The organism is Kocuria sp. SL71, from assembly GCF_026672465.1.
Taxonomy (GTDB): domain Bacteria; phylum Actinomycetota; class Actinomycetes; order Actinomycetales; family Micrococcaceae; genus Kocuria; species Kocuria palustris.
In genome coordinates this window covers 190144-213136 of sequence record NZ_JAPPRE010000001.1, presented here as the reverse complement: position 1 = coordinate 213136, position 22993 = coordinate 190144, and the positions used below count along the sequence as shown (strand labels likewise).

General features: G+C 70.0%; 23 protein-coding genes and 2 pseudogenes. 9 read left to right on the top strand and 16 right to left on the bottom strand.

Annotation, left to right across the window (positions count from 1 at the left end):
• The first annotated feature begins 151 nt into the window (after positions 1–151).
• Genes betT through OVA15_RS01020 form a run of 3 tightly spaced genes read left to right on the top strand, consistent with a single transcriptional unit; the run spans position 152 to position 5482 of the window.
• Positions 152–2389, top strand: a complete 2238-nt coding sequence (betT, locus tag OVA15_RS01030) for a choline BCCT transporter BetT (protein ID WP_268142510.1) — start codon at positions 152–154, stop codon at positions 2387–2389.
• Positions 2382–3863 (top strand): aldehyde dehydrogenase family protein, encoded by a 1482-nt coding sequence (locus tag OVA15_RS01025; RefSeq protein ID WP_268142508.1) that lies wholly within the window; start codon positions 2382–2384, stop codon positions 3861–3863. Before betT ends, OVA15_RS01025 begins: the two co-directional genes overlap by 8 nt.
• An 8-nt stretch (positions 3864–3871) precedes the next feature.
• Positions 3872–5482, top strand: coding sequence for a GMC family oxidoreductase (locus tag OVA15_RS01020; protein ID WP_268142506.1), 1611 nt, complete (start codon positions 3872–3874; stop codon positions 5480–5482).
• A 95-nt stretch (positions 5483–5577) separates the two neighbouring features.
• Here the strand turns inward: OVA15_RS01020 and OVA15_RS01015 are convergent, their stop codons facing one another.
• Positions 5578–5847, bottom strand: a complete 270-nt coding sequence (locus OVA15_RS01015; RefSeq protein ID WP_024290970.1) for a DUF3072 domain-containing protein — start codon at positions 5845–5847, stop codon at positions 5578–5580.
• A 134-nt stretch (positions 5848–5981) separates the two neighbouring features.
• Complete coding sequence (locus OVA15_RS01010) at positions 5982–6713, bottom strand: hypothetical protein (RefSeq protein ID WP_268142504.1); 732 nt, start codon at positions 6711–6713, stop codon at positions 5982–5984.
• An 84-nt stretch (positions 6714–6797) separates the two neighbouring features.
• Between OVA15_RS01010 and OVA15_RS01005 the strand changes: the two genes are divergently transcribed.
• On the top strand, positions 6798–8810 hold the full coding sequence (locus OVA15_RS01005) for an acetoacetate--CoA ligase (protein ID WP_268142502.1): 2013 nt from the start codon (positions 6798–6800) through the stop codon (positions 8808–8810).
• Here the strand turns inward: OVA15_RS01005 and OVA15_RS01000 are convergent.
• On the bottom strand, positions 8804–9235 hold the full coding sequence (locus tag OVA15_RS01000) for a hypothetical protein (RefSeq protein WP_268142500.1): 432 nt from the start codon (positions 9233–9235) through the stop codon (positions 8804–8806). The two genes, OVA15_RS01005 and OVA15_RS01000, sit on opposite strands and share 7 nt — an antisense overlap.
• Positions 9236–9570: 335 nt before the next feature.
• Here OVA15_RS01000 and tdh point away from each other — a divergent pair, with 335 nt between their 5' ends.
• Together tdh and OVA15_RS00990 are read left to right on the top strand one after the other, a co-directional pair.
• Positions 9571–10608 (top strand): L-threonine 3-dehydrogenase, encoded by a 1038-nt coding sequence (gene tdh, locus OVA15_RS00995; RefSeq protein WP_268142498.1) that lies wholly within the window; start codon positions 9571–9573, stop codon positions 10606–10608.
• Between the two features lie 56 nt (positions 10609–10664).
• On the top strand, positions 10665–11852 hold the full coding sequence (locus OVA15_RS00990) for a glycine C-acetyltransferase (RefSeq protein ID WP_268142496.1): 1188 nt from the start codon (positions 10665–10667) through the stop codon (positions 11850–11852).
• Positions 11853–11962: 110 nt separating this feature from the next.
• Here the strand turns inward: OVA15_RS00990 and OVA15_RS00985 are convergent, their stop codons facing one another.
• The gene (locus tag OVA15_RS00985; RefSeq protein WP_268142494.1) at positions 11963–13225 is read right to left on the bottom strand and encodes an MFS transporter; all 1263 of its coding nucleotides are present in this window, start codon (positions 13223–13225) and stop codon (positions 11963–11965) included.
• Positions 13226–13327: 102 nt separating this feature from the next.
• Here OVA15_RS00985 and OVA15_RS00980 point away from each other — a divergent pair, with 102 nt between their 5' ends.
• Together OVA15_RS00980 and OVA15_RS00975 are read left to right on the top strand one after the other, a co-directional pair.
• On the top strand, positions 13328–13690 hold the full coding sequence (locus OVA15_RS00980; RefSeq protein ID WP_268142492.1) for a MarR family winged helix-turn-helix transcriptional regulator: 363 nt from the start codon (positions 13328–13330) through the stop codon (positions 13688–13690).
• Complete coding sequence (locus OVA15_RS00975) at positions 13678–13803, top strand: hypothetical protein (RefSeq protein WP_268142490.1); 126 nt, start codon at positions 13678–13680, stop codon at positions 13801–13803. The genes OVA15_RS00980 and OVA15_RS00975 overlap by 13 nt, the downstream gene beginning before the upstream one ends.
• Positions 13804–13838: 35 nt before the next feature.
• On the opposite strand, the gene OVA15_RS00970 is transcribed toward OVA15_RS00975, so the two are convergent.
• The 11 genes and pseudogenes from OVA15_RS00970 to OVA15_RS00920 all read right to left on the bottom strand — a co-directional run bounded on the left by OVA15_RS00970 (position 13839) and on the right by OVA15_RS00920 (position 20853).
• On the bottom strand, positions 13839–15014 hold the full coding sequence (locus tag OVA15_RS00970) for a winged helix-turn-helix domain-containing protein (protein ID WP_268142488.1): 1176 nt from the start codon (positions 15012–15014) through the stop codon (positions 13839–13841).
• Positions 15011–15883, bottom strand: coding sequence for a hypothetical protein (locus OVA15_RS00965; RefSeq protein WP_006215412.1), 873 nt, complete (start codon positions 15881–15883; stop codon positions 15011–15013). Before OVA15_RS00965 ends, OVA15_RS00970 begins: the two co-directional genes overlap by 4 nt.
• A gap of 3 nt (positions 15884–15886) precedes the next feature.
• Positions 15887–16699, bottom strand: coding sequence for an NAD-dependent epimerase/dehydratase family protein (locus OVA15_RS00960; RefSeq protein ID WP_268142486.1), 813 nt, complete (start codon positions 16697–16699; stop codon positions 15887–15889).
• Positions 16696–17118 carry a hypothetical protein gene (locus OVA15_RS00955; RefSeq protein WP_268142484.1) on the bottom strand — a complete coding sequence of 141 codons (423 nt, stop codon included), beginning with the start codon at positions 17116–17118 and terminating at the stop codon, positions 16696–16698. The genes OVA15_RS00960 and OVA15_RS00955 overlap by 4 nt, the downstream gene beginning before the upstream one ends.
• 2 nt (positions 17119–17120) lie before the next feature.
• Complete coding sequence (locus tag OVA15_RS00950; protein ID WP_268142482.1) at positions 17121–17819, bottom strand: FUSC family protein; 699 nt, start codon at positions 17817–17819, stop codon at positions 17121–17123.
• 41 nt (positions 17820–17860) lie between these two features.
• A complete protein-coding gene (locus OVA15_RS00945; RefSeq protein ID WP_268142480.1) occupies positions 17861–19258 on the bottom strand; it encodes a sugar porter family MFS transporter in 1398 nt (465 codons plus the stop codon).
• 93 nt (positions 19259–19351) lie between these two features.
• Positions 19352–19540, bottom strand: coding sequence for a hypothetical protein (locus OVA15_RS00940; RefSeq protein WP_268142478.1), 189 nt, complete (start codon positions 19538–19540; stop codon positions 19352–19354).
• Positions 19541–19777: 237 nt separating this feature from the next.
• Positions 19778–19909, bottom strand: a complete 132-nt coding sequence (locus tag OVA15_RS00935; protein WP_006215416.1) for a hypothetical protein — start codon at positions 19907–19909, stop codon at positions 19778–19780.
• Between the two features lie 115 nt (positions 19910–20024).
• Positions 20025–20309 (bottom strand): annotated as a pseudogene (locus OVA15_RS00930) (VOC family protein); the annotation flags it as partial.
• 1 nt (position 20310) lies between these two features.
• Positions 20311–20475 carry a HEPN domain-containing protein gene (locus OVA15_RS00925; protein WP_006215418.1) on the bottom strand — a complete coding sequence of 55 codons (165 nt, stop codon included), beginning with the start codon at positions 20473–20475 and terminating at the stop codon, positions 20311–20313.
• Positions 20476–20853 (bottom strand): helix-turn-helix domain-containing protein, encoded by a 378-nt coding sequence (locus tag OVA15_RS00920; protein WP_268142476.1) that lies wholly within the window; start codon positions 20851–20853, stop codon positions 20476–20478.
• A gap of 249 nt (positions 20854–21102) precedes the next feature.
• Here OVA15_RS00920 and hchA point away from each other — a divergent pair.
• Positions 21103–21876 (top strand): annotated as a pseudogene (hchA, locus tag OVA15_RS00915) (glyoxalase III HchA); the annotation flags it as partial.
• A 96-nt stretch (positions 21877–21972) separates the two neighbouring features.
• Here hchA and OVA15_RS00910 read toward each other — a convergent pair.
• Entirely contained in the window at positions 21973–22920 is a 948-nt protein-coding gene (locus tag OVA15_RS00910) for an alpha/beta fold hydrolase (RefSeq protein ID WP_268142474.1), read from the bottom strand.
• Positions 22921–22993: the final 73 nt, after the last annotated feature.

Below are 22993 nucleotides of genomic sequence, written 5' to 3'. Positions count from 1 at the left end.
ACCAGGTGACAGGCACCCGCAGCGCGGACATGAGTTCCTCGTCGAGGCTCCCTAAAGTGAAAGGGTCGGCTGATCCCCCGGTGCACCATCGCTGCGCGGAGATCAGCCGCCTGCACGCCGGAAAGATCTCGTCCACCCGGAAGGAACTCTCATGGCAGGATCCACCGCACCGCCGTCACCCGGCACCGTCGGCCACGGAGCCGGCGACCCGCTCAGACGCGAGCCCCTCGATCAGGGCGGCCCCCGCCACTCCGCCGTCAGCTGGCCCGTCTTCATCGGAGCCTCGGCGATCATCGTCGCCTTCGCCGCCTGGGCCGCCATCTGGCCGGCGAGCGCGGAGACCGCGATCTTCGGCTCCATGAGCTGGATCGCCACCAACTTCGGCTGGTACTACGTCCTGACCGTGACGGCCGTCGTGGTCTTCGTCCTGGTGGTCGCGCTCTCCCGGGTGGGCCAGACCAAGATGGGCCCCGATCACTCCAAGCCCAAGTACAACCCGTTCACGTGGGCGGCGATGCTCTTCGCCGCGGGCATCGGCGTCGATCTGATGTTCTTCGGGATCTCCGGACCTGCCACGAACATCCTCACGCCCCCGGACGTCGCCCCGATGTCCGATGAGGCCGCGCGGATGGCGCCGCTGTGGACCATCTTCCAGTACGGGATCCCGGGCTGGGCCCTCTACGCGCTGATGGGAATGGTGTTCGGGCTGGTGGCCTACCGCTACCACCTGCCGCTGAGCATCCGATCGGCCCTGGCGCCGATCTTCGGCAAGCGCATCCACGGCGGCATCGGCCACGCCGCGGAGATCGGCGCCGTGATCGGCACGGTCTTCGGCATCTCGGTCTCGCTGGGCATCGGCGTGGTGTTCCTGAACTACGGGCTCGCCGCGATCTTCGGCATCCCCACGAACGTGGCCGTGCAGGTGGCGCTCATGGCCGTCGCCGTGCTGATCACCATCGCCTCCACGGTCTCCGGGGTGGACAAGGGGATCCGACGCCTGTCCGAGCTGAACGTGCTGCTGGCCATCGTCCTGATGCTCTGGATCCTGTTCACGGGCCGCACGCACGAGCTGCTCAACGCCCTCGTGCAGAACATCGGCGACTTCTTCTCCCGGTTCCCCGGGATGATGATGAACACCTTCGCCTACACGGACGGGCCGCCTGCCTATCCCGCGGATCAGTGGATGGCCGACTGGACCCTGTTCTTCTGGGCCTGGTGGATCGCCTGGGCGCCGTTCGTCAGCCTCTTCCTGGCCCGCATCTCGCGAGGCCGCACCCTGCGCCAGTTCGTCTTCGGCGTGCTGCTCATCCCGTTCGCCTTCATCCTGCTGTGGGTCTCGATCTTCGGCAACGCCACCCTGATGAGCGCCGACGATCAGGACTTCCTCGACCTGGCGGTCAGCCTGCCTGAGTCCGGCTTCTTCAATCTCCTCGAGCAGTATCCGGGGGCGTTCTTCACCATTCCGCTCGCGCTGCTGACGGGCCTGTTCTTCTACGTGACCTCTGCGGACTCCGGCTCGCTCGTCTTGGCGAACATGTCCTCCAAGGCCACCGACACCGACTCCGACGGCCCGCCGTGGCTGCGTATCGTCTGGGCCGTCATCACCGGCGTGCTGACCCTCGTCATGCTGTTCATCGACGGCGTCTACACGCTCCAGGCGGCCACCGTGATCGTCGGCCTGCCGCTGTCCCTGCTCGTCTGGGTCGTGATGGCCAGCCTCTGGAAGATGCTGCGCACCGAGCACGTGAACCTCGAATCGCGGCAGGCCGCGCTGCCGGCGCTGCTCACGAGCCGAGTCCGCGAGAGCGGGCAGCAGGTCACCTGGCGCCAGCGGCTGCGCGACCGGATGTCGTACGCCTCCGCCTCCCAAGCGCAGGACTTCGTGGAGCGCACCGCCGCACCCGCGGTGGAGGAGGTCGCCGCCGAGCTCTCCGACCTCGGGCTGTCGGTGGCCTGCCACCGCGGCGAGCACCCCGACAGCGGCATCTCCTTCGTGGACCTCGTCGTCACCTTCCCCGAGGCGGAGGAGTTCAAGTACCAGGCCTACCCCGTGGCCCACGCCCTGCCCAGCTTCGCCGCGAACCTGTCCGCGGTCCGCGATGTGTACTACCGTATCGAGATCTTCTCGACCCACGGGTCGCGCGGCCGCGACATCATGGGATACACCAAGGACCAGGTCATCGCCGACGTCCTGGACGTCTACGACGCCCACATCGCCTACCTGCACCTCAGCGGCGACGGCGGCGGCCTGGCCACGGGCGCGGTCCTCGGGACCACGCCGGAGACCTGGGTCGACACCGACCAGATCCCCGCTGTCGCCGCGAGGGACGCGACCTCGGACGATCGCACTGCCCAGACCACCCAGACCGAGAAGGAGCGACATGACTGAGACGAGCTCGACCCTGTACATCGACGGAGAGTGGGTCCCCTCCTCCGACGGCGGGACCCGCACCATCATCTGCCCCGCCGACGGCACCGAGGTCGGCGTCGTCGCCGAGGCCACCGGCGAGGATGTCGAGCGCGCCATCCTCGCCGCCCGCAAGGCGTTCGAGGCCCGGACCTGGGTGGAGACCCCCGCCGCTGAGCGCGGCGACTTCCTGATCCGCGTCTCGGACGCCCTGCTCGAGCGCAAGGACGAGTTCGCCCGTGCCGAGGCCCTCGACACCGGCAAGCGCCTGGTCGAGGCCGAGGGCGACATGGACGACATCGCGGCCTGCTTCCGCTACTTCGGCAAGATCGCGGACCAGAGCCCGGGCCGTCTGGTGGATGCGGGCGACGACACCGTCATCTCGCGGGTGGTCCACGAGCCCGTGGGCGTCTGCGGCATGATCACGCCGTGGAACTTCCCGCTGCTGCAGGCGGCGTGGAAGATCGCCCCCGCGCTGGCGGCCGGCAACACCTTCGTGCTCAAGCCGGCTGAGCTGACCCCGCACACGGCGATCCTGATCGTGGATGTGCTCGACGAGCTGGGGCTGCCCGCCGGAGTCGCGAACCTGGTCCTCGGAGACGGCGCAGTCGTCGGCGCCCCGCTGTCGAGCCACCCGGAGATCGACCTCGTCTCCTTCACCGGAGGCCTGGTCACCGGCCGGAGGGTCGCCGAGTCGGCGGCCCACGGCGTGAAGAAGGTCGCCCTGGAGCTGGGCGGCAAGAACCCCAATGTCGTGTTCGCCGATGCCGACTTCGACGCCGCCGTGGACAACGCCCTCAATGCCGCGTTCACGGACTCCGGGCTCGTCTGCTCGGCGGGCACGCGCCTGATCGTGCAGGACACGATCGCGGAGCGCTTCGTCGACGAGGTCGTCCGCCGCGCCGGCGATATCGTCATGGGCGGTCCGTTCGACGAGAAGGCCGAGACCGGCCCGCTGATCTCCAAGGAGCACCGGGACAAGGTCACCGACTACGTCCAGCGCGGCATCGAGGCCGGTGCCCGCCTGCGGGTCGGCGGCCACTGGGGCGGCGAGGAGCATCAGGACGGGTTCTTCTATGCCCCGACCGTGCTCGACCAGTGCGATCGGGAGAACCCCGCGGTGATCGAGGAGGGCTTCGGCCCCGTCATCACGGTCGAGACGTTCTCCACCGAGGCCGAGGCCATCGAGACCGCCAATCACACGGAGTACGGCCTGGCCGGAGCGGTGTGGACCTCGGATGCCGGAACGGCCAACCGCGTGTCCCGTCGTCTGCGCCACGGCACGGTGTGGATCAACGACTACCACCCCTACCTGCCGCAGGCGGAGTGGGGCGGCTTCAAGTCCTCCGGCGTGGGCCGCGAGCTCGGCCCCACGGGCCTGGAGGAGTACACCGAGGCCAAGCACATCTACCAGAACACCGAGCCCGCCGTGACCGGCTGGTTCCCGCAGAAGTGACCGCTTCCATGTCCCGCACTCAGCAGAAGGAGGACCGCGTGCTCGAGGAGCCCGTGTCGGAGAACCTGATCACCGAGTACGACTACATCATCGTGGGAGGCGGGTCGGCCGGCGCCGTCGTCGCCGCCCGCCTCAGCGAGGACCCGGACGTCTCCGTGGCCCTGGTCGAAGCCGGGGACCACGACCTGGACCACGAGATGGTCCTGCAGCTCAACCGCTGGCCGGAGATGCTGGAATCCGGGCTCGACTGGGACTACCCGATCGAGCCGCAGGAGAACGGCAACTCGTTCATGCGCCACGCCCGCGCCAAGGTGCTGGGAGGCTGCTCGTCGCACAACTCCTGCATCGCCTTCCACCCTCCTGCGGAGGACATGGACCTGTGGGAGCAGATGGGCGCCGAGGGCTGGAGCGCCGAGACCATGCTCCCGCTGATCAAGCGCCTCGAATCGAATCAGTCCCGTTCCGGTGAGCGGCACGGGACCGACGGCCCCGTGGAGCTCATGGACGCGCCCCCGAACGATCCCGTGGGCGTGGCCCTGCTCGAGGCCTGCGAGCAGGCGGGGATCCCCCGAGCCACGTTCAACGACTTCGAGACCGTGGTCAACGGCGCCAGCTTCTTCCAGGTCAACCGCCAGGCGGACGGGCGCCGCGCCTCGTCGTCGGTGTCCTACCTGCACCCCATCCAGCAGCGGGACAATCTCGAGATCCTCACGAACCGGCAGGTCATGCAGGTCCTGTTCGACGACGACCAGCGGGCCGTGGGCATCGAGTACATCGACAACTGCTTCGATCGCTCCTCGATCATGAGGGCCCGCAAGGAGATCATCCTCTCGGCCGGGGCGATCGACACCCCCAAGCTGCTGATGCTCTCCGGGATCGGCCCGGCGGATCACCTGCGGGAGGTCGGGATCGACGTGCGGGTGGACTCCCCGGGCGTGGGCTCGAACCTCCAGGACCACCCCGAGGCCGTGATCTCCTGGGAGTGCACCCAGCGCATGACCCGCGACTCCACCCAGTGGTGGGAGATCGGGATCTTCTCCCCGACCCAGGAGGGCCTGGAGCTGCCCGACCTGATGATGCACTACGGCTCGGTGCCCTTCGACATGCACACACGACGCCAGGGCTACCCGACCTCCCCCGAGTCCTTCGCGCTGACCCCCAATGTCACGCACGCGAAGTCCCGCGGAACGGTGCGGCTGCGCACGATCGACTACCGGGACAAGCCCAGGGTCGATCCGCGCTACTTCACCGATGAGGACGGCTACGACATGGCCATCGCGGTGGCAGGCATCAAGAAGGCGCGCGAGATCGTCTCGCAGCCGGGCATGGACGCATACCGCGGGCGCGAGCTCTTCCCGGGCGAGGGCGTCCAGACGGACGAGGAGATCGCCGACTACGTCGCCAAGACCCACAACACCGTCTATCACCCGGCAGGTACCTGCCGCATGGGCTCGGCCGATGACGAGATGTCGCCGCTGGACCCCGAGCTGCGGGTCAAGGGCGTCCAGGGGCTGCGCGTGGTCGACGGATCGATCATGCCGCAGCTCGTGGCGGTGAATCCCAACATCACGACCATGCTGATCGGCGAGCGAGCCTCGGACATCATCCGAGGCGCCTGAGGCGCCTCAGGTCCGAGCCCGAGATCGCCGTCCGACCGGACGACGCAGCGCCCCGAGCCGTTCCCGGACGGCTCGGGGCGCTGCGTCGTCTCGGGTCAGCCCTTGAGCCGGTCGATGTGCTCCGAGGCCTCGGCCTTGGTCAGATCTGCCGGGACGGTCTCCCCGGCCTGCTTAGCCAGCGTGTCCAGGTAGGACTTCTGGGACTCGGTCATGGGGTCGTCGCCGCTGACCCACTCCTCCGGGTCCTTCTCCAGGGCGGAGTCGTCGCCGGCCTCGCCCGTGGCACCCAGCATCTCGGCACCGCCCTCGGTGTCATCGGCGGCCGGCGTGCGCAGCTCGTCGTCGCCCTGCGTGGTCTCTGACATGGGAACCTCCTGGAACTGCGGCCACCCCGCAGGGCGGCCGGTGCGAAACGGTGACGCGCTGGTCGGGGAGAGTCCCCCTCGGCGGCGCGCCTGCGCTCATCATGGCACCGCCCGCTGACAGCGCAGCTGGCCCGTCACCATCTCGGGGCCATCGGCGTCGAGCGCCGCTCCAGCCACACGACCAATGCGGCGATCACCTGCGAGGCCACCAGGCTGAACACCGCCAGCGCCACCACCAGGACCCCGTCGAAGGCTGTGATGCTCCCGTCGATCATCGTGGCGCCCCACCACGGCAGCCCGATGATCAGGGCGAGGAACGGGAGCACGAAGAGCACCCGCAGCCACAGCGGATGGATCTCCATGGACAGCGGCAGGAAGAACGCCATGCCCAGGCTCGCACCGGACCACAGCAGCACCGCCACGATCACCAGACCGGCCGCGTCCATCGGCAGCGACCCGTCCACATGCCATGGATGCTCGCCGTCGCGCAGCAGGTAGGGCCAAGCCAGCATGGCCAAGGTGGGCACGATCCCCCACGGAATCGAGCCCAGGAAGACGGCCAGCCCGAGCCAGCGCCGCGGGATGCCGTTGCCCGGACGGTCCGTGTCGAACCCCCACCATCCCGTCATCACGCTGCCGAGCACCACGGTGATCACGCCCAGGGCCACGCCGTCGAAGATCGGGTCGTACATGTTGTCGCGGATCAACCCGCGCGAGCCCAGGAAGGTCGCCCCCAGGGAGCCCAGTGCGATGAGCACCGACCAGATCGCCAGGCGCCGCACGAAGCCCACGAACTCCGTCTCCTCTGCAGGCTGCTCGCGAACCTCCCAGGACGGTCCCGACGGCGGCGGCATGTGGGGGTGCATGGCTGGCTCCTGCGCATGAGGGATGGGGGTGACGGGCATCACCTAGGATGGCGGACGTCTCCCCGTCCGCTCAGGAGGTCCATCATGTCCCAGCCCGCAGATCGCGAGAAGATCTGGGAGCCGTCGGCCGAGCGCGCGGGGGCCTCGCAGCTGCGCGGCTTCCAGCGCTGGCTTGCCGACAGCCGCGGCGTGCGCACCGACGACTACGCCTCGGTGCATGCCTGGAGCATCGAGCACGTGGACGATTTCTGGGATGCGCTCTGGGAGCACTTCCAGGTCATCGGCGAGCGCGGCGATGGCCCCGTGCGCACCGGCGAGACGATCGAGGACACGCGCTGGTTCCCCGACGCCCGGCTGAACTACGCGCAGAACATGCTGCGCTGGGCTCAGCAGCGCCCCGACGACGAGGCGATCGTGGCCTACCACGAGACCGCGCCGCGCACCTCGGTGACCTGGTCCCAGCTGGCCGGTCAGGTCGGGGCGCTGGCCCAGCATCTGCGTCAGATCGGTGTGCGTCCCGGGGACACGGTGTGCGCCGTGCTGCCCAACACCCCGCAGACCATGGTGGCGCTGCTGGCCACCGCGGCCATCGGAGCGGTGTGGTCGGTGGTCAACACGGACTTCGGCCCCCAGGGCATCCAGGACCGCTTCGAGCAGATCCGGCCCAGGGTGCTGCTGAGCACCGACCGGATCGAGTTCGGCGGGAAGCAGCGGGACCTGCTGGCCTCACTGCCGCAGATCCTGGAGACGCTGCCCACGGTGGAGCACCACGTCCTGGTGGACACCGCCGAGGATCCCCTGGACATGCCGGAGATCGGCGTGCCCAGCCGGCGCCTCTCCGAGCTCCTGGAGCAGCCGCAGGAGCCCGAGTTCGAGCTCGTCGAGTTCTCCCACCCACTGTGGATCCTCTACTCCTCCGGGACCACCGGACGCCCCAAGGGCATCGTGCACTCCCACGGCGGGATGGTGCTGGAGTCCCTCAAGGCCAATGCCCTGCAGTACGACGTCCGCCCAGGCGAGCGCGGCTACTTCGCGGTCTCGACCACCTGGATGGTCTGGAACATGCTGGTGGGGCTGCTGATGCGCGGCGTCACCGCCGTGACCTACGACGGCTCCCCCGCCCACGACGGCGGGGCGGTCCATTTCGAGATGGCCGCGCGCGAGCGCACCGAGTTCTTCGGCACCGGAGCCGCGCTGCTGACCATGGTGCAGAAGTCGGGGCTCTCACCCCGCGAGCGCTTCGACCTCTCGAGCCTGCGCAGCGTGCTCTCCACGGGCTCTCCCCTGCCCCGCGACACCTGGCGCTGGATCCACCGGGAGATCCGCGACGACGTCCACGTGGGCTCGGATTCCGGCGGCACCGACGTCTGCTCCGGGATCCTCGGCTCCAACCCCCTGGACCCCGAGTACGTCGGCGAGCTGCAGGCCCCGTATCTCGGCGTGGACGCCCGCGCCGTGGATCCCGCGGGCCGCCCGCTGCACGGCGAGGTCGGGGAGCTCGTGATCGCCCAGCCCCTGCCGTGCATGCCCGTGTCCTTCTGGGACGATCCGGACGGCGCCAAGCGCCGTGACGCCTACTTCGCGGCCTTCCCGGGACTGTGGCGCCAGGGCGACTGGGCCACGGACGTGCCCGACGGCGGCTGGGAGATCCACGGCCGCTCGGATGCCACGATCAACCGCGGCGGAATCCGCATGGGCTCGGCGGACGTCACCTTCGTGGTGAACTCGGTGCCTGGCGTGCAGGAGTCCATGGTGATCGGCGCGGAGCTGCCCGATGGCGGGTACTGGATGCCCCTCTACGTGGTCCCGCAGGAGGGCACGGACGTGGACGACGCCCTGCGCCAGGCCATCACGCAGGCCATCCGCACCCGGCTCTCCCCGCGCTACGTTCCCGACGCCATCATCGCCGCCCCGGCGGTGCCTCTGACGCGCACGGGCAAGCTCATGGAGATCCCCATCAAGAAGGTGCTCCAGGGCGGGGACCCGCGCGAGGTCAATCGCACGGCGGCCGCGGACCCCGAGGCCCTCGAGTGGTACGTGGAGCAGGCCGCGCAGTTCGCAGCCCGGAGCAGGCCCAGCAGCTCTGACCGTCAGTAGCAGATCCGCACGTCGCCGAGGGCGATGTACTGCGTGTTGTACATCTGACTCCCTCCCCCGGATGTCACCGTCCCGGGGTTGCTGTACGTGGGGCTCAGGCTACTGCTCGAGAGGTTCGTGACGGTGACCGGCACATAGCCGCCCGCGTTCGTCGACTGCGTCGTGCCGGCCGGGACGGTGAACCCCGAGCCCTGGCCGTGCGACTTGCCCTGAGTGCCCACGGCCTGCTGGGCGCCAGCGGCAGAGGGCACGAAGTTCCTATTGGACGAACCTCTCCGACTGGGGCTCATGACCATGCTCCCATCGACATTTCCAGCGGCCGATCCGGAGGTGATGGACGAGGCCACGCGCACGGACCACAGCTCCGCAGCGGCCACCGTGCGCCGGGTGAGGACCCCTCCGGTCGCGGTCGTTCCTTCGGTCATGTGACTCAGCTCACCAATCGATGTAAATGCATTTGCCCAGTCGATTGAGGCTGCGGTCGGACCACCCTCCGGCGCCTTCCCCAGGTGCACTGCCCTCCGCCACATCACGGCCCACAAGCCCCCTCGGATCAGCGGCGTCTGGAATGCCGGACGACATCTGCGCTCGGCTCGCCGCCCTCTGCCCTGTGAGCGGGGTCATATCCACTCGAGCCTCTAGGCTCCATACCACCGCCTCGGCCCCCACCCGGGCCGGCGCTCCTACGACCCGGTGCCACCGCGCCGGCACAGGCGGCTCGTCCAGTCCACGGGATCAGCCGCCGGGAAAGGCGGATGCCATGCGCGCACTGACCAAGCTGACGGCAGGCCCGGGCCTGGAGCTCGTCGATCGCCCCGAGCCCGAGTGCGGCCCGGAGGAGGTCAAGATCCGCGTGCTGCGGGCAGGACTCTGCGGCACCGACCTGCACCTGGCCGGCTGGGATGACTGGGCGCAGGCCACCGTGAAGCCGCCGCTGGTCATCGGCCACGAGTTCTACGGCGAGGTCGTCGCGGTCGGCGAGAAGGTCACGAGCGTCGCCGTCGGCGACCGCGCCTCCGGCGAGGGGCACATCGTGTGCGGGACCTGCCGCAACTGCCGGGCCGGGCACCGTCACGTGTGCATCGCGATCGAGGGCCTCGGCGTGAACCGCGACGGCGCCTTCGCCGACTACGTCGTCCTGGCGGCCATGAACGCGTGGGTTCACCCGCCGCAGCTGGATCCGGACCTGGGCGCGATCTTCGATCCCCTGGGCAATGCCACGCACACCGCGCTGCAGTGGCCCATGGTGGGCGAGGACGTCGTGATCACCGGCGCCGGGCCGATCGGCGTGATGGCCGCGGCGATCGCCCGTCATGCCGGGGCGCGCTATGTGGTGGTCTCGGATGCCAGCGACTACCGCCTGGAGCTCGCCCGCAATGCCGGAGCGGACGTCACGATCAACGTGACGCGGCAGTCCCTCGCCGACGCGCAGGACATGCTCGGCATGAAGGAGGGCTTCGACATCGGCATGGAGATGTCCGGAGCCGGGCCCGCTGTCTCGGACATGATCAGCAACATGAACCACGGCGGCCGCATCGCCCTGCTGGGGCTGCCGCATCAGTCCTACGACCTGGACTGGGGCAAGGTCATCACCCACATGATCACGCTCAAGGGCATCTACGGACGCGAGATGTTCGACACCTGGTATGCGATGTCGCAGATGATCGCCACCTCGGAGCGCTTCCGCTCGGCCGTCTCGCAGGTCATCACGCACCGCTTCCCCGCCGAGCAGTGGCAGGACGCCTTCGAGGCCGCCCGCTCCGGCCAGTGCGGCAAGGTCATCCTGGACTGGTCCTGACCGCACCCGCCCCTCACCGACGACGACACCCCACCACCGACCCCGAAGGAATCACCATGTACGGCACCCTCAAGGAGGAGCTGAGCGCCACGCTGCAGGAGATCCGGGACTCCGGGCTCCACAAGGACGAGCGCGAGCTGACCTCCCCGCAGTCCGCCCACATCACGACCCTGAAGTCCGAGGCGCTGAACTTCTGCGCCAACAACTACCTGGGCCTGGCCGATGATCCGCAGATCATCGGCGCCGCCAAGACCGCCCTGGACGACTGGGGCTTCGGCATGGCCTCGGTCCGCTTCATCTGCGGCACGCAGAACCTGCACATCCAGCTCGAGGACAAGCTCTCCGAGTTCCTGGGCACCGAGGACACGATCCTCTACTCGTCGTGCTTCGACGCCAACGGCGGCGTCTTCGAGGTGCTCTTCGGCGCCGAGGACGCGATCATCTCCGATGAGCTGAACCACGCCTCGATCATCGACGGGGTGCGGCTGTCGAAGGCCCAGCGCTTCCGCTACAGGAACGCGGACATGGCGGATCTGCGCGCCCAGCTCGAGACGGCGGCCGATGCGCGCCGGAAGGTCATCGTGACCGACGGCGTCTTCTCCATGGACGGCTCCTACGCCCCGCTGGATGAGATCTGCGACCTGGCCGAGGAGTTCGGCGCCCTGGTCTTCGTGGACGACTCGCACGCGGTCGGCTTCATCGGCGACGGCGGGCGCGGCACCCCGGAGCTGTTCGACGTGATGGATCGCGTGGACATCCTCACCGGCACGCTCGGCAAGGCCCTGGGCGGAGCATCCGGCGGCTATGTGGCCGCCCATCAGGAGATCGTGGACCTGCTGCGGCAGCGCTCGCGCCCCTACCTGTTCTCGAACTCGGTGGCCCCGGCGGTCGTCGCGGGCTCCCTGGCCGCGCTCGAGCTGATCGAGTCCTCGGCGGACAAGCGGCGCACGCTGCAGGCCAACACCGAGCTGTTCGACTCGCTGATGCGCGAGGCCGGCTTCGACGTCCTGCCCGGAACCCACCCGATCCGCCCGGTCATGTTCCCCGGCGACGACGGCGCCCGCCAGGCGGCCCAGATCGCCGATCGCATGCTCGAGGCCGGCGTCTACGTGATCGCCTTCAGCTTCCCGGTCGTGCCGCGGGGCAAGGCGCGGATCCGCGTGCAGCTGTCCGCATCGCACTCGGAGCGCGACGTCCGGGATTGCGTGCAGGCCTTCATCGACGCGCGCGACGCCGTGGCCTGAGGCCTCCGCGCGCAGCGGCCCGCATCAGAGCGCATTGACAGGCGGACCCGACGAGCTCGAGCTCGTCGGGTCCGCCTGTCGCTGTCGCGACAGGGATCTCGTCGTCGTGCTCAGGCCACCTGCCGGCGTCGGGCCGCCTGATGCCGGCCGTGCACTGCGTGGTAGAAGACGCCGGCCACGACCACCACGACCGCCAGCCCCGCGTACATGGGGCCGTAGCCGGTCGCCGAGAGGATGGCGCCCAGCAGCACCGGGCCCAGCCCGATCCCCACATCGGCCAGCAGCAGCAGCGTGGAGATCCCGGTGCCGAGCTTGTCGGCAGGCACGGCGCTCACGGCGATGGCCTGGGCGGCCGGCATCAGCGTGCCGTAGCCCAGGCCAGTGAGCGCACCGGCCACGACCACCTGCCAGTCCTGCTGGGCCGCGGACAGCACGACCAGCGCCAGGACGAAGCACACGATGCCGAACCACACGACGATGTTGTCCCCGCGCTGGTCCTGGACGCGACCCAGCACGAAGCGCATCACGAGCATGGCCAGGGCGTAGGCCACGAAGAACAGTCCGGCGCCGGTGGCGACATCGCGCTCCACGGCATAGGCGTTCAGGTAGGTGATCACCCCGGCATAGCTCAGTCCGATCAGCACCATGACCAGCCCGATCGGCACGACGGCCGGATGCAGGATCTCCGAGAGCGAGAACTCGGCCTTCCGCGCGGCGACGGCCTCGTCGTTCTCCTCGGCCTCCTCGTCCGTGCGCGCTGCAGTGCCCTCGGCGGGGCGGCGCAGGAACAGCGAGAGCACCAGTCCGATGGCGGTGGCCCCCAGCGCGACGGCGAACAGCATCCCGTAGCTGTACGCCCCGACCAGGAAGAGCCCCAGCGCCGGCCCCACGGCCGTGGCCAGCGTGGTGCCCAAGGCGAAGAAGCCGGTGCCCTCGGCGCGACGGGCTGCGGGGATCACCGACTGCACGATGGCCATCACCGCCGTGGAGGCGAAGGCGTAGGCGAATCCGTGCAGGATGCGCACCGCGATCAGCAGGGGCAGCGAGGCGGTCGGGAGGTAGAGAGCGCAGGCCAGGATCGTCACTGCAAGGGCCGCGAGCATTACGCGACGGCGCCCCAGCCGATCGACGATGAAGCCGGTGACCAGTCGCGCGACGGTCGCCCCCACCACGAAGGAGCTCGAGGCGAAGCCGCTGGCGGCGTCGTCGGCGGCGAACTCGCGCACGGCGTACAGCGCCATGGTGGTGACCAGCAGGTAGAAGACGAGGTACTGCGAGAAGTTGACCAGCCAGGCCAGCACGAAGGCCGGGGTGATCAGGGGCTGAGCGCTCGGGTGGTCGATGCGCGGGATCTCACCGGTGGCGGCGGACAAGGGTCATCTCCTGGGATCGAGGTTTGTATGATGCAAATCTAGCACTGAGTGTGCACGATACAATCACTCTCGTCGAGAGCACGCCGTGAGAAGGGGCACCGCATGGCCGAGAAGAGCGGCAGCCGGACGCTGAAGGCGCTGATGTACGAGCACATGCTGATGTCCCGGCATGCCCTGCAGGGCTCGGCCCCGCGTCTGCGCCCGGAGACCCTGGAGCGCAGCGCGGCCGTGCTGCTGGCGCGCCTCCAGGCCTCCGGGCCGATGTCCGTGGGCGAGCTCGCCGAGGCCTTCGACCTGGACGTCTCCACGGTGCACCGCCAGGTCGCCGCAGCCATGAAGTCCGGGCTGATCGAGCGGGTCGAGGACCCCGACGGCGGCTCGGCCCGCAAGCACCGCCCCTCCCCGAGGGCGCGAACCGGCTCCGCGAGGACTTCCGCGGCCGCACCGACTCCGTGGCCGCCGTGACGGCCGAGTGGGCGGACGAGGACGTCGAGCAGCTGACCCGCCTGATGCGCCGCTTCAACGAATCGGTCGAGGCCATCCGGGCACAGCCCTGGCCGCGGCCCGGGCTCGACTGAGCTGTCCGGCTCGGACGCGACGTCGGCCGAGCGCGCTAGTCGGCAGCGACGACGTCGGTGAGCTCCAGCCAGCCGGCCATCGAGCGCAGCTGTGCCACAAGCGCCGGACGCGCCGCAGCCGGTGCGTCCGGCTCCCAGGTCAGGCGCTGCACGCGCAGGGCATCCGCCGCGCGGTCGGCCTTCAGGTCCGCGCGGGCGACCAGCGTGTCCCCGTAGACGAACGGCAGGACGTAGTAGCCGTGCAGCCGCTGAGCTGCGGGCGTGTAGATCTCCAGGCGGAAGCGCATGCCGAACAGCGCCTCGGTGCGCTCGCGCTGCCACACCAGCGAGTCGAACGGGCTGACCAGAGCCTCCACATGGGCTCTGCGCGGCCGTCGGGCCTCGGCATGCAGGTACGCCGGGCCCAGGCCGCGGACCGTCACCTCCTCCAGCTCACCGGCCGTCACCAGATCGACGACGGCCGCGCGGGACTCGTCGGCCCGCAGCCGGAAGTAGTCCCGCAGGCTGCGCAGGCTCGCCACCCCGTGGGCGCGGGCGGCGATGCGGATCAGCTCCACATGGGCCTCATGAGCGTCCATCTGCCGCGAGCGCTCGAGCGGCTCGGGAGGAAGGATCCGCTCGGGCAGGACGTAGGTGCGCTCGAACTGCTGGTTGCGCCCGCTGCTGATGATCTGCCCGGACCAGAACAGGAACTCCAGCGCGGTCTTGACCGCCGACCAGTTCCAGCCCCAGCCGTCGCCGCGGCCGGGGACCTGATGCTCCACGAGCGCGTCGCACTGCCGGGCGGTCAGGGGCCCATGGGATGTCACCACGGCGAGCACCCGCTCCACGAGCTCGGGCTGCTCCCGGGCGATCCGGCGGATGCCGCCCCAGGCCTCGTCACGAGCGCGGTCGCGGCGGAAGGCCAGCAGCGGCCAGGTCTGCAGCGGGATCAGACTGGCCTCGTGCGCCCAGTACTCCACGAGGCGCCGGGGCGAGCGGTCGCGCAGCCGGTCCAGCCGTGCGCGGTCGTACGGGCCGAGCCGGGAGAAGAACGGCAGGTAGTGGGAGCGGGTGAGCACGTTGACCGAATCCACCTGGACCACGCCCACGCGATCGATCACCCGGTTCAGGTGCCGCGCCGTGACAGCGCCCGGAGCCGGGCGCTGGTCCAGGAAGCCCTGGGCGGCCAGGGCGATGCGGCGGGCTGCCGCAGGAGTCAGCTCGGTCATCGGGGCCCCTGGTTCAGCGCGGACTCCAGCTTCTCCAGGGTCTTGGCGCACGTGCGCTGCCCGATCAGCCCCTCCCGGGCATGGGCCGTGGCTTCGAGGCCATGCTGCGACCACACGACCTGCAGGACGCAGGGATTCATCCCCGCCGCACCCGAACCGACCATGCCGGTCATGAGCACGACCGGTCGGTCCGGGGCCCATCCCCACTCGGCTCGACCGCCGAAGACCTCCCGCAGCACGTGCTGGACCAGGTCCTGATCCAGCGCCACCGGCAGCTGGGCCCGCGCCCCGTCCAGGTGCGTGAGGTGGCGGGTGCCGACCTGCGCACCGAACGCACCTCCCGAGCGGCCTCCGACGACACCGGGGATCCCGGCCCCGACCCCGCCGCCGAAGCCTCCGCCCGCACCGCCGAGCTGGGCGAGCCGCCCCTCCAGGCGCGCCTCGACCTCTGCCAGGGGCAGCACCGGAGAGGGCACCTGCGGTCGAACCGAACGTCGGCGGCGAAGCAGGGGCAGCAGGATCAGCAGCACTCCCCCGACCCCGAAGAACAGGGCACCGATCAGCATGATCGCGACCATCACCCAGTCCCCCGCGTCGCTCGGCCCACCGCTCAGCCCGCCGGCCAGCATCGCCAGGCACCCCAGGCCCATGCCGATGGATCCCACCCCCATGAGGATCGGGGTGGCGGGGTGATCAGCGCCCAGCAGCTGCGTCAGCCCGATCAGCGCGCAACCGCCGAAGAAGGCGATCACGACCAGGCCGAGCATCACGGGACCGAAGAGCAGGACGAAGACACCGGCCGCCACAAACAGCAGGGAGATGACGAGCAGCAGGATGGCCTTGAGCCGGCCGGGCTGAGATCCGCCCATCGCTCAGGACCCCGACGGCCAGGTGTCGCGGACGGGTGCTCCGCCTTCGACCACGTCCTCGGACCTGCCGGTGAAGCGGGTCCAGGAGTCCTGCGGCCGGTAGCCGAGCTCGACCATGGTGTTCGTGATGTCCCAGCGCCGGTTGGGGTTCTCGGAGATCGCGTAGTACGCCCCGAAGCTGCGATCCGCCTCGATCGCGCAGCGCACCACCTGGACGCAGTCGTCGGGCGAGAGCCACATGGCGTGCAGCAGCTCGTCGTCGGCCTCCAGCGGATCCTGGGCGTACCAGCCGATGCGCAGGGCGATGAACTCGAGGCCGAACTCATCGTGGTAGTAACTGCCCAGCGCCTCGCCGAAGACCTTGGAGACCCCGTAGAGCGAGTCCGGTCGAGGCAGCGTGGTGGGCAGCACGGGCCACTGCTCGTTCCGATCCCACATGCCGAAGGCGTGATTGGACGACGCATAGACCACGCGACGCACCCCGGCCTGCCGGGCCGCTTCCAGCACGCTGCGGGTGCCCACGATGTTGGCGTCCAGGACGTCGTCCCACTCGGCCTGCGGGGCCGATGCCCCCGCCAGGTGCACCACGGTGTCCACGCCGTCCATCAGGGCCAGCATCTCGTCCAGGTCGGTGATCTGCGCTGGGCGCAGCACGCGCTCCTGCTCCTCGTTCCTGGGCGTGCGCCCGTGCTGGATGATCTCGTAGCCGGGGCCCTGCTCGTTGAGCCGCTCGGCCAGCAGCAGCCCGATCCCGCCGGTGGCACCCGTGATCAGGAGGCGGCGGTTCGGGGCGGAGGACTCTGATGGCGTGGTCATGGCCCCATCCTCCCCCGGCGCATGGATCGGCGCACGCGCCGCAGCAGGGTCGTGCTCGGATCCTGGTCGCGCTCCACCGACGGCTCGTCGGAGGCGCCGTCGATCACGGCCTGCGCCGCCGAGGGCTCCACCCCCGCGTAGAGCATCGCGTCCAGGGCCAGGAGGCGGATCATCCGCACGGTGGGATCGCACTGCCGAGCGGGGCACAGCTCGGACAGCGCGGCCGGGAAGTCGTCGACGACGCCCTGGCGGGCGCTGCGGCTCGCGGGGTCCTCGGCCAGGCGCTCGATCAGTCCCGCGAAGCGCTTCAGGGAGGCGCCATGGGCCACCCGGGACGACGGGTCCGCGGCGATCGCCAGGCGCACGGCCATGATGGCGTCATCGCCCAGCAGGTCCAGATGACCGGCGTTCTCGGTCATGGCTACCAGGGGCGCCTCCCGGAGCGGCGGGTCAGCGAGTGCCGGGCCACGCGCTGGCTGCGCTCGCGCGCCGAGGCCACATCGGCCAGGTCGTCGCGCGTCTCGCGCAGGCCCGCGAGCGCGTCGACGGCCGCGGCCTCGTCGTCGCCCGCCAGGGCCTCGGCGGCCCGGCGCAGACCGGAGCCAACTGACGACAGGGCCTCAGACTCCGCGGCTCGCAGCAGCTTGAGCGGATCCGGGGTGAACAGCAGCTGCGTGAACACGAGCGCGACTCCCGCCCCGATCAGGGCGTCGATCAGCCGCTCAGGGCCGGCGCTGCCGTCGGAGATCGACACGGTCAGCACGGCGGAGGCCGCTGCCTGGGCCACGAGCAGCCGGGAGCCGCCGGCCAGTGTGGAGATGCTCAGCGACACGAGGACAGCGATGCCCAGCGCGAGCGCCAGATCGGAGACGACCAGCAAGGTCAGCTCCCCCACCACGATCCCGAGCACGACGCCCAGCAGCAGCTTCAGGGCGTTGAGGCCGCGCTCGCCCAGATCCGTGTTCAGAGACACGACCGCGGCGATCGGGGCGAAGAACGGCTCCGAGTGGCCCCCGAGCCAGCGGGCGAGCAGGAAGGCGATCAGCGCGGCGGCGGCCAGCTGCAGGATGGTCCACCCGTCCTCGCGCAGCCGATCGCGCACCTCAGCTCTCCAGCTCACCGCACCTCACCCGTCCTCCTCGGCGCCCTGCGCCAGCGGCCTCAGGCCATCGCCCTGCCCTTGGTCTCGGGCAGGGACTTCCACACGAAGCACACGCCCAGCAGTGCGAAGGCCGTGTACAGACCGTAGGCCAGATCCAGGCCGATCCCCGCCAGGACGGGGAAGGTCAGCGTGATCAGCCAGTTCATCAGCCAGTTCACGGCGGTGCACACGGCCACGGCGATGGTGCGGAGGTCCGAGTCGAACAGCTCGCCGAGCATGAGCCACATGACCGGCCCCCAGGTGATGCCGAAGGAGATCGCGAAGCCGTTCATGCCGATCAGGGCGGTGAGCGCAGCCCCGCGAGGCAGAGCGCCCTCGGCGCCGCCGCCCTGGGCGAAGGCGATGGCCATCGCGGCCATGGAGGCGACCATGAACGCGCCGCCGACGATCAGCATGCTCCGGCGTGGGACGCGGTCCATGATCAGGATCGCCACGACCGTGGCCGCGATGCTCAGCCCGGCGGTGAGCATACTGACCTGGAAGGAGGCGTCGACGGGCACGCCCACCGACTGCCAGATGGTGTTGGAGTACATCTTCACGACGTTGATGCCCACGAGCTGCTGGAAGGCGGCCAGCAGGATCCCGGCCCACACGATGCCCTGGAGCCCCAGCCGGCTGCCGCGCAGATCCTTCAGCGACGGGCTCTCGGATCGGTCCGCGAGCTTCTCGCGGATGCGCTCGAAGCGGCCCTCGGCGTCCTCGCCGCCGGCGCGCTCGATGAAGGCGCGGGCCGAGTCGTGATCGCCCAGGCGCACTGCATCGGGCGGGGACTGCGGCAGGCGCAGCGAGATCAGCACGTAGGACAGCGCCAGGACGGCGACGACGGCGAACATCCAGCGCCAGGCCTCCATGCCCCACAGCTGGGCCGATTCGGAGCCTGCGGCCCGGGCGAACAGGTACCCGGAGACCAGGCCCAGGAACTGACCGAGCACGATCGCCATCTGCCAGAAAGTGCCCATGGTGCCGCGGATGCGCGGCGGGGAGACCTCGCTGACATAGGCCGGGACCACTGCGCTGGCGGCGCCGATGCCCAGGCCTGTGCAGATGCGGAAGACGAGGATCAGCCAGAAGCCGTCGGCGAGCTGCGTGAGAACCGAGCCCACGAGCATCAGGGTGCCGGCCAGGGTCATGACCGGGGTGCGCCCTATCCGCTCGGAGACATCGCCCGAGAACCAGGCACCCGCAGCCGCCCCGATCATCGCGATCGAGGTGATCAGCCCCGTCTGGAACGAGCTGAGCTCCAGCGACGGCGCGATGCCGTTGATCGCCGAGTTCATGGTCGACATGTCGAAGCCGAACAGGAAGCCGCCGATCACCGCGCCGACCGCGAGCACGGCGATGAAGGCGGTCTGATGACGGGCGGCGGGCCTCGCCTGGGCGGGCGCAGAAGAAGGCACGGGGAACCTCGCTGACAGGGGGGGGAAGGAAGGGTGCTGTCCTTCACCGTATCCACGCTCCGGATCCCCCGCGCGCCCGAGGTGAGCCGGATCTCAGCCGCGCAGTCCTGCGGCGGCCCGGTGGAGGGCGTCGCCGGAGGCGTGCAGGCGCTCGAGCTCGCCGTCATCGAACGGAGTCCGCTCGATGGGGTGCACCCCCGAGGCGCTGACGATGCTCGGCACCGACAGCGCAGCTCCGTCGATTCCGTGCAGGCCTGAGAGCACGATGGAGACCGTGAGCACGGCGTCACGGTCGTCTCCACGAGCTTCCAGATCGCGGGCTGCGTCGGGACCTCGCTGGCCGCCGGCGTCTACGGCGCGCTCAGCGCCTCCGGCACGGCGAGGAACCGCGCCCCGTGGGCATCGTGAGCCGCTCGTCGATCAATCGCATGGTGGCGGGAAGCCGTCTGCGCCGGCACAAGGACAGCAGGACGCTGGTGGAGACCAGCCTATGATCAGGCGGCCCGCATGGCGCGGGGCTCAGCGCAGCAGCCGGCTCAGCAGCCGGTGGGCGCCGCGGCGGCCCATCCGCTTGCCGAGGGCCTCGGGGCCGCGCTGGGCCGCGCGGGCGTCGCCGCGCATCCGTCGTGCCTTGAACAGCCAGTTCAGCATGGTGTTTTCCTCCTGCGCGTCGTCGGTCCGGCGCGGAATCAGCGGCAGGTGCCGTGGTAGCCGGACCGCGTGGTCCGGCTCAGCCTACGGACCCCGTCCGACGGGCGGGAGACCCTCAGTCGCCGCGCATGTCCTGGGCGAGCATCACCACGATGCCGCTGGGCCCGCGCAGGTACGTCAGGCGGTAGACGCCCTGGTAGTCCGCCACTCCGCGCATCGGGTGGCAGCCGTGGGCGGCCGCCTTCTCCAGGGCGGCGTCGAGATCGTCGACCTGGAAGGCGACCCGGTGCATGCCCAGGTCGTTCGGCTGGGTCGGCGGCATGGGGCTGGCAGGCGGGTGGATGTACTCGAACAGCTCCAGGACGCCGCGTCCGTCGGGAGTGGACAGCACGGCGGTCCGCTCACACATCCACAGCGGCTGGGCATGCCGCCACGATCGCCGAGGCAGCCTCGATGGCCTCCTCGACGTCCTGCTTCGTGGCGGGCGGCCGAGAGATATCGGGGTACTCGGTGCTGTTGCGGACCTGTCGCATCCAGTCGAACTCCGCCAGGGCATCGTCGGACACCTAAGCAGCGGCGGCCGCGCCGGTGTTCACGTGCGCCCCGCCCACCGGTCGAGCGCGCAGACCGTGGTGAGCCAGCACGGCTGCCAGCGCCTTGCGCGCGGCGTCGTAGGCCGCGCGGAGCACCGGCCCCGGCCCATAGGTGGGTTGAACGATCTCTCGCATGGGTGCATGCAGCGGATGATCCCGCTCAGCACGCACCAGTCGATTGCGCCCCTCCTGGCGATCCTGCAGGACGCCGACGTCGATCAGTTGCTGGATCTCCCGATGCACGACCGCTGGGCTGACCCCGGTGCGTCGACCGAGCTCGGCCAGGGAGACTTCTCGCTCGGGGTGGCCCAGCATCTCGGCGAGGATCGCGCCCACGGCGTCCGATCGCACGAACGGCGTGAGCTGCGGAGGAAGAGTCTTCGCGGAACAGGAAGATTTATTCCTGTCATTGAAATGGCCAGGGGTGCGCTCGAGATCTCACTGCGACGTCAGAGCAGGCCTGTAGCGTGCGCAGCGATGCACTGCACCGACGAAACTCGTGAAGGGAATCCGATGACCGAGACCACGCAGGACCGCACGCCCACGCAGGACCCAGCGGAGGACGGGGCCTTCTTCCCGTCTCCGTAGTCACTTTCCCAGTACACCGCTCCCACCACGGACTTCGACGGACTGGCCACCGAGGAGCAGTACCGCGGCGGCCGCTGGAAGGTCCTGGTGATCGCCGCCCACGAGCGCTACATGCGCATGCGCAACGGGACGTTCTTCTCCACCGGCAATCACCCCGTCGAGACCCTGCTGCCGCTGCACCACATGGCCCAGGCCGGCTACGGCATCGACGTCGCCACGCTCACGGGCGGGCCCGGCAAGTTGGAGTGGTGGGCCTACCCGTCGCAGGACCAGGCTGTGGCCAGCACCTGGGAGGCCACCCAGGAGTCCTTCAAGACCCCGCGCGCGCTCGCCGACGTCATCGCCGACGGGCTCGACGACTACGCCGCGATCTTCATCCCCGGCGGCCACGGCGCCATGACGGGCCTGCCCGACAGCCGCGAGCTGCGGTCGGCACTGGACTTCTTCATGGAGCAGGACCGGCTCATCATCACCCTGTGCCACGGCCCCGCCGCCCTGCTGGCCGCGGGCGTCGACCGCGAGAAGAACCCCTTCGCGGGTCGCCGCATCACCGCCTTCCCGGATTCCCTGGACCTGGGGGCGAACATCGAGATCGGCTACCTCCCCGGGCAGATGCCGTGGAACCTGGGCGAGCAGCTCACCGCCGCCGGTTTCGAGATCGTCAACGACGACATGTCCGGAGCGACCACCCGCGACGGCAATCTGCTGACCGGCGACAGCCCTCTGGCCGCGAACCAGCTCGGCAAGGAGTCCGCGCTCGCGCTGTTGGAGTCGTTCGGCGACTGAGCCGTCCCCTGGAGTCGGCACACCATCGCAGCTCCTGCACCGAGCCCGCCCCGGAGCCTCTTCCGGAGCGGGCTCGGCCATGAAGCCCCCGGCCCTTCAGCTCCGCGCGGTGACTCGGGCGATGAAGCCGAGGATCTCCTCTTCGGCGTCGGCGCGAGTCAGCGGCTCGTCGTGCACCTCGTGGCGGACTTCGGGGAAGACGCGGGTGCGGACGTCGTCATGGCCGCTGTCCCGCAGTCGATTGGCCACGTGGAACGCGCCTTCGCCGAAGTTGGCGACAGGATCCTGCTCCCCCGCCAGGATCAGCACCGGCAGATCCACGGGCAGAGCGGCGTAGAAGGAGTCGTCGTTCGCCTGGTCGTAGAGGTCCACGAACCCCTTGAGGAACCGTGCGCTCAAGGGCGCCCCGAAGTTGTTGAAGGGGTCGCGGCCGTGGTCGGCCACCACGTCGGCGTCCAGGGCCACCCAGGCCGTGGGTCCCGCGTCCTGGCCGAAGCGGGCCAGGAAGCCGTCGAAGAGCTGTCCCACCAGAAGATCCGGCGCCGGCTCGGCACGGCCCTCTCCGGCGGAGAGGCGGGCGAGCATGTCCCGGTCGACCGTCGACTCGATGCCGCGCATCTGCGCCGCGATGCCGCCCAAGGCCAATCCGGCCAGCTCGACATCCGGCTGCGCGGCCAGGACGCGGGCGATCATCGAGCCCCAGCTGTGCCCGAACACGACCACCGGGACCCCGGGCAGCTCCTGCCGCACCCTGGCCAGCAGCGCCAGCTCGTCGTCGACGACCACACGGGCGGCGTCGTCGCCGGCATCTGCCCATATCCCGGACCGCATCGCCGTGCGACCATGCCCGCTGTGATCGCCCGCCGCCACCGCGAACCCCTCGTCCAGCAGCGCGCTGATGAGGTGGAGGTAGCGCCGCGAGTGCTCGCCGAGGCCGTGGACGATCTGCACGATCGCCTTGGGCTCGGCGATCGGCGTGTGCAGCCATGCCTGGATGGTGTCGCGACCATTGGCCGACGCGAACTCGATCTCCTGCAGTGCCATGGGTGTCCCCTGCGCTGGATGCGCCGCCGGTCGGCGCTGGGAGCCTCAGCATAATTCGGCGCGTCCTGACAGT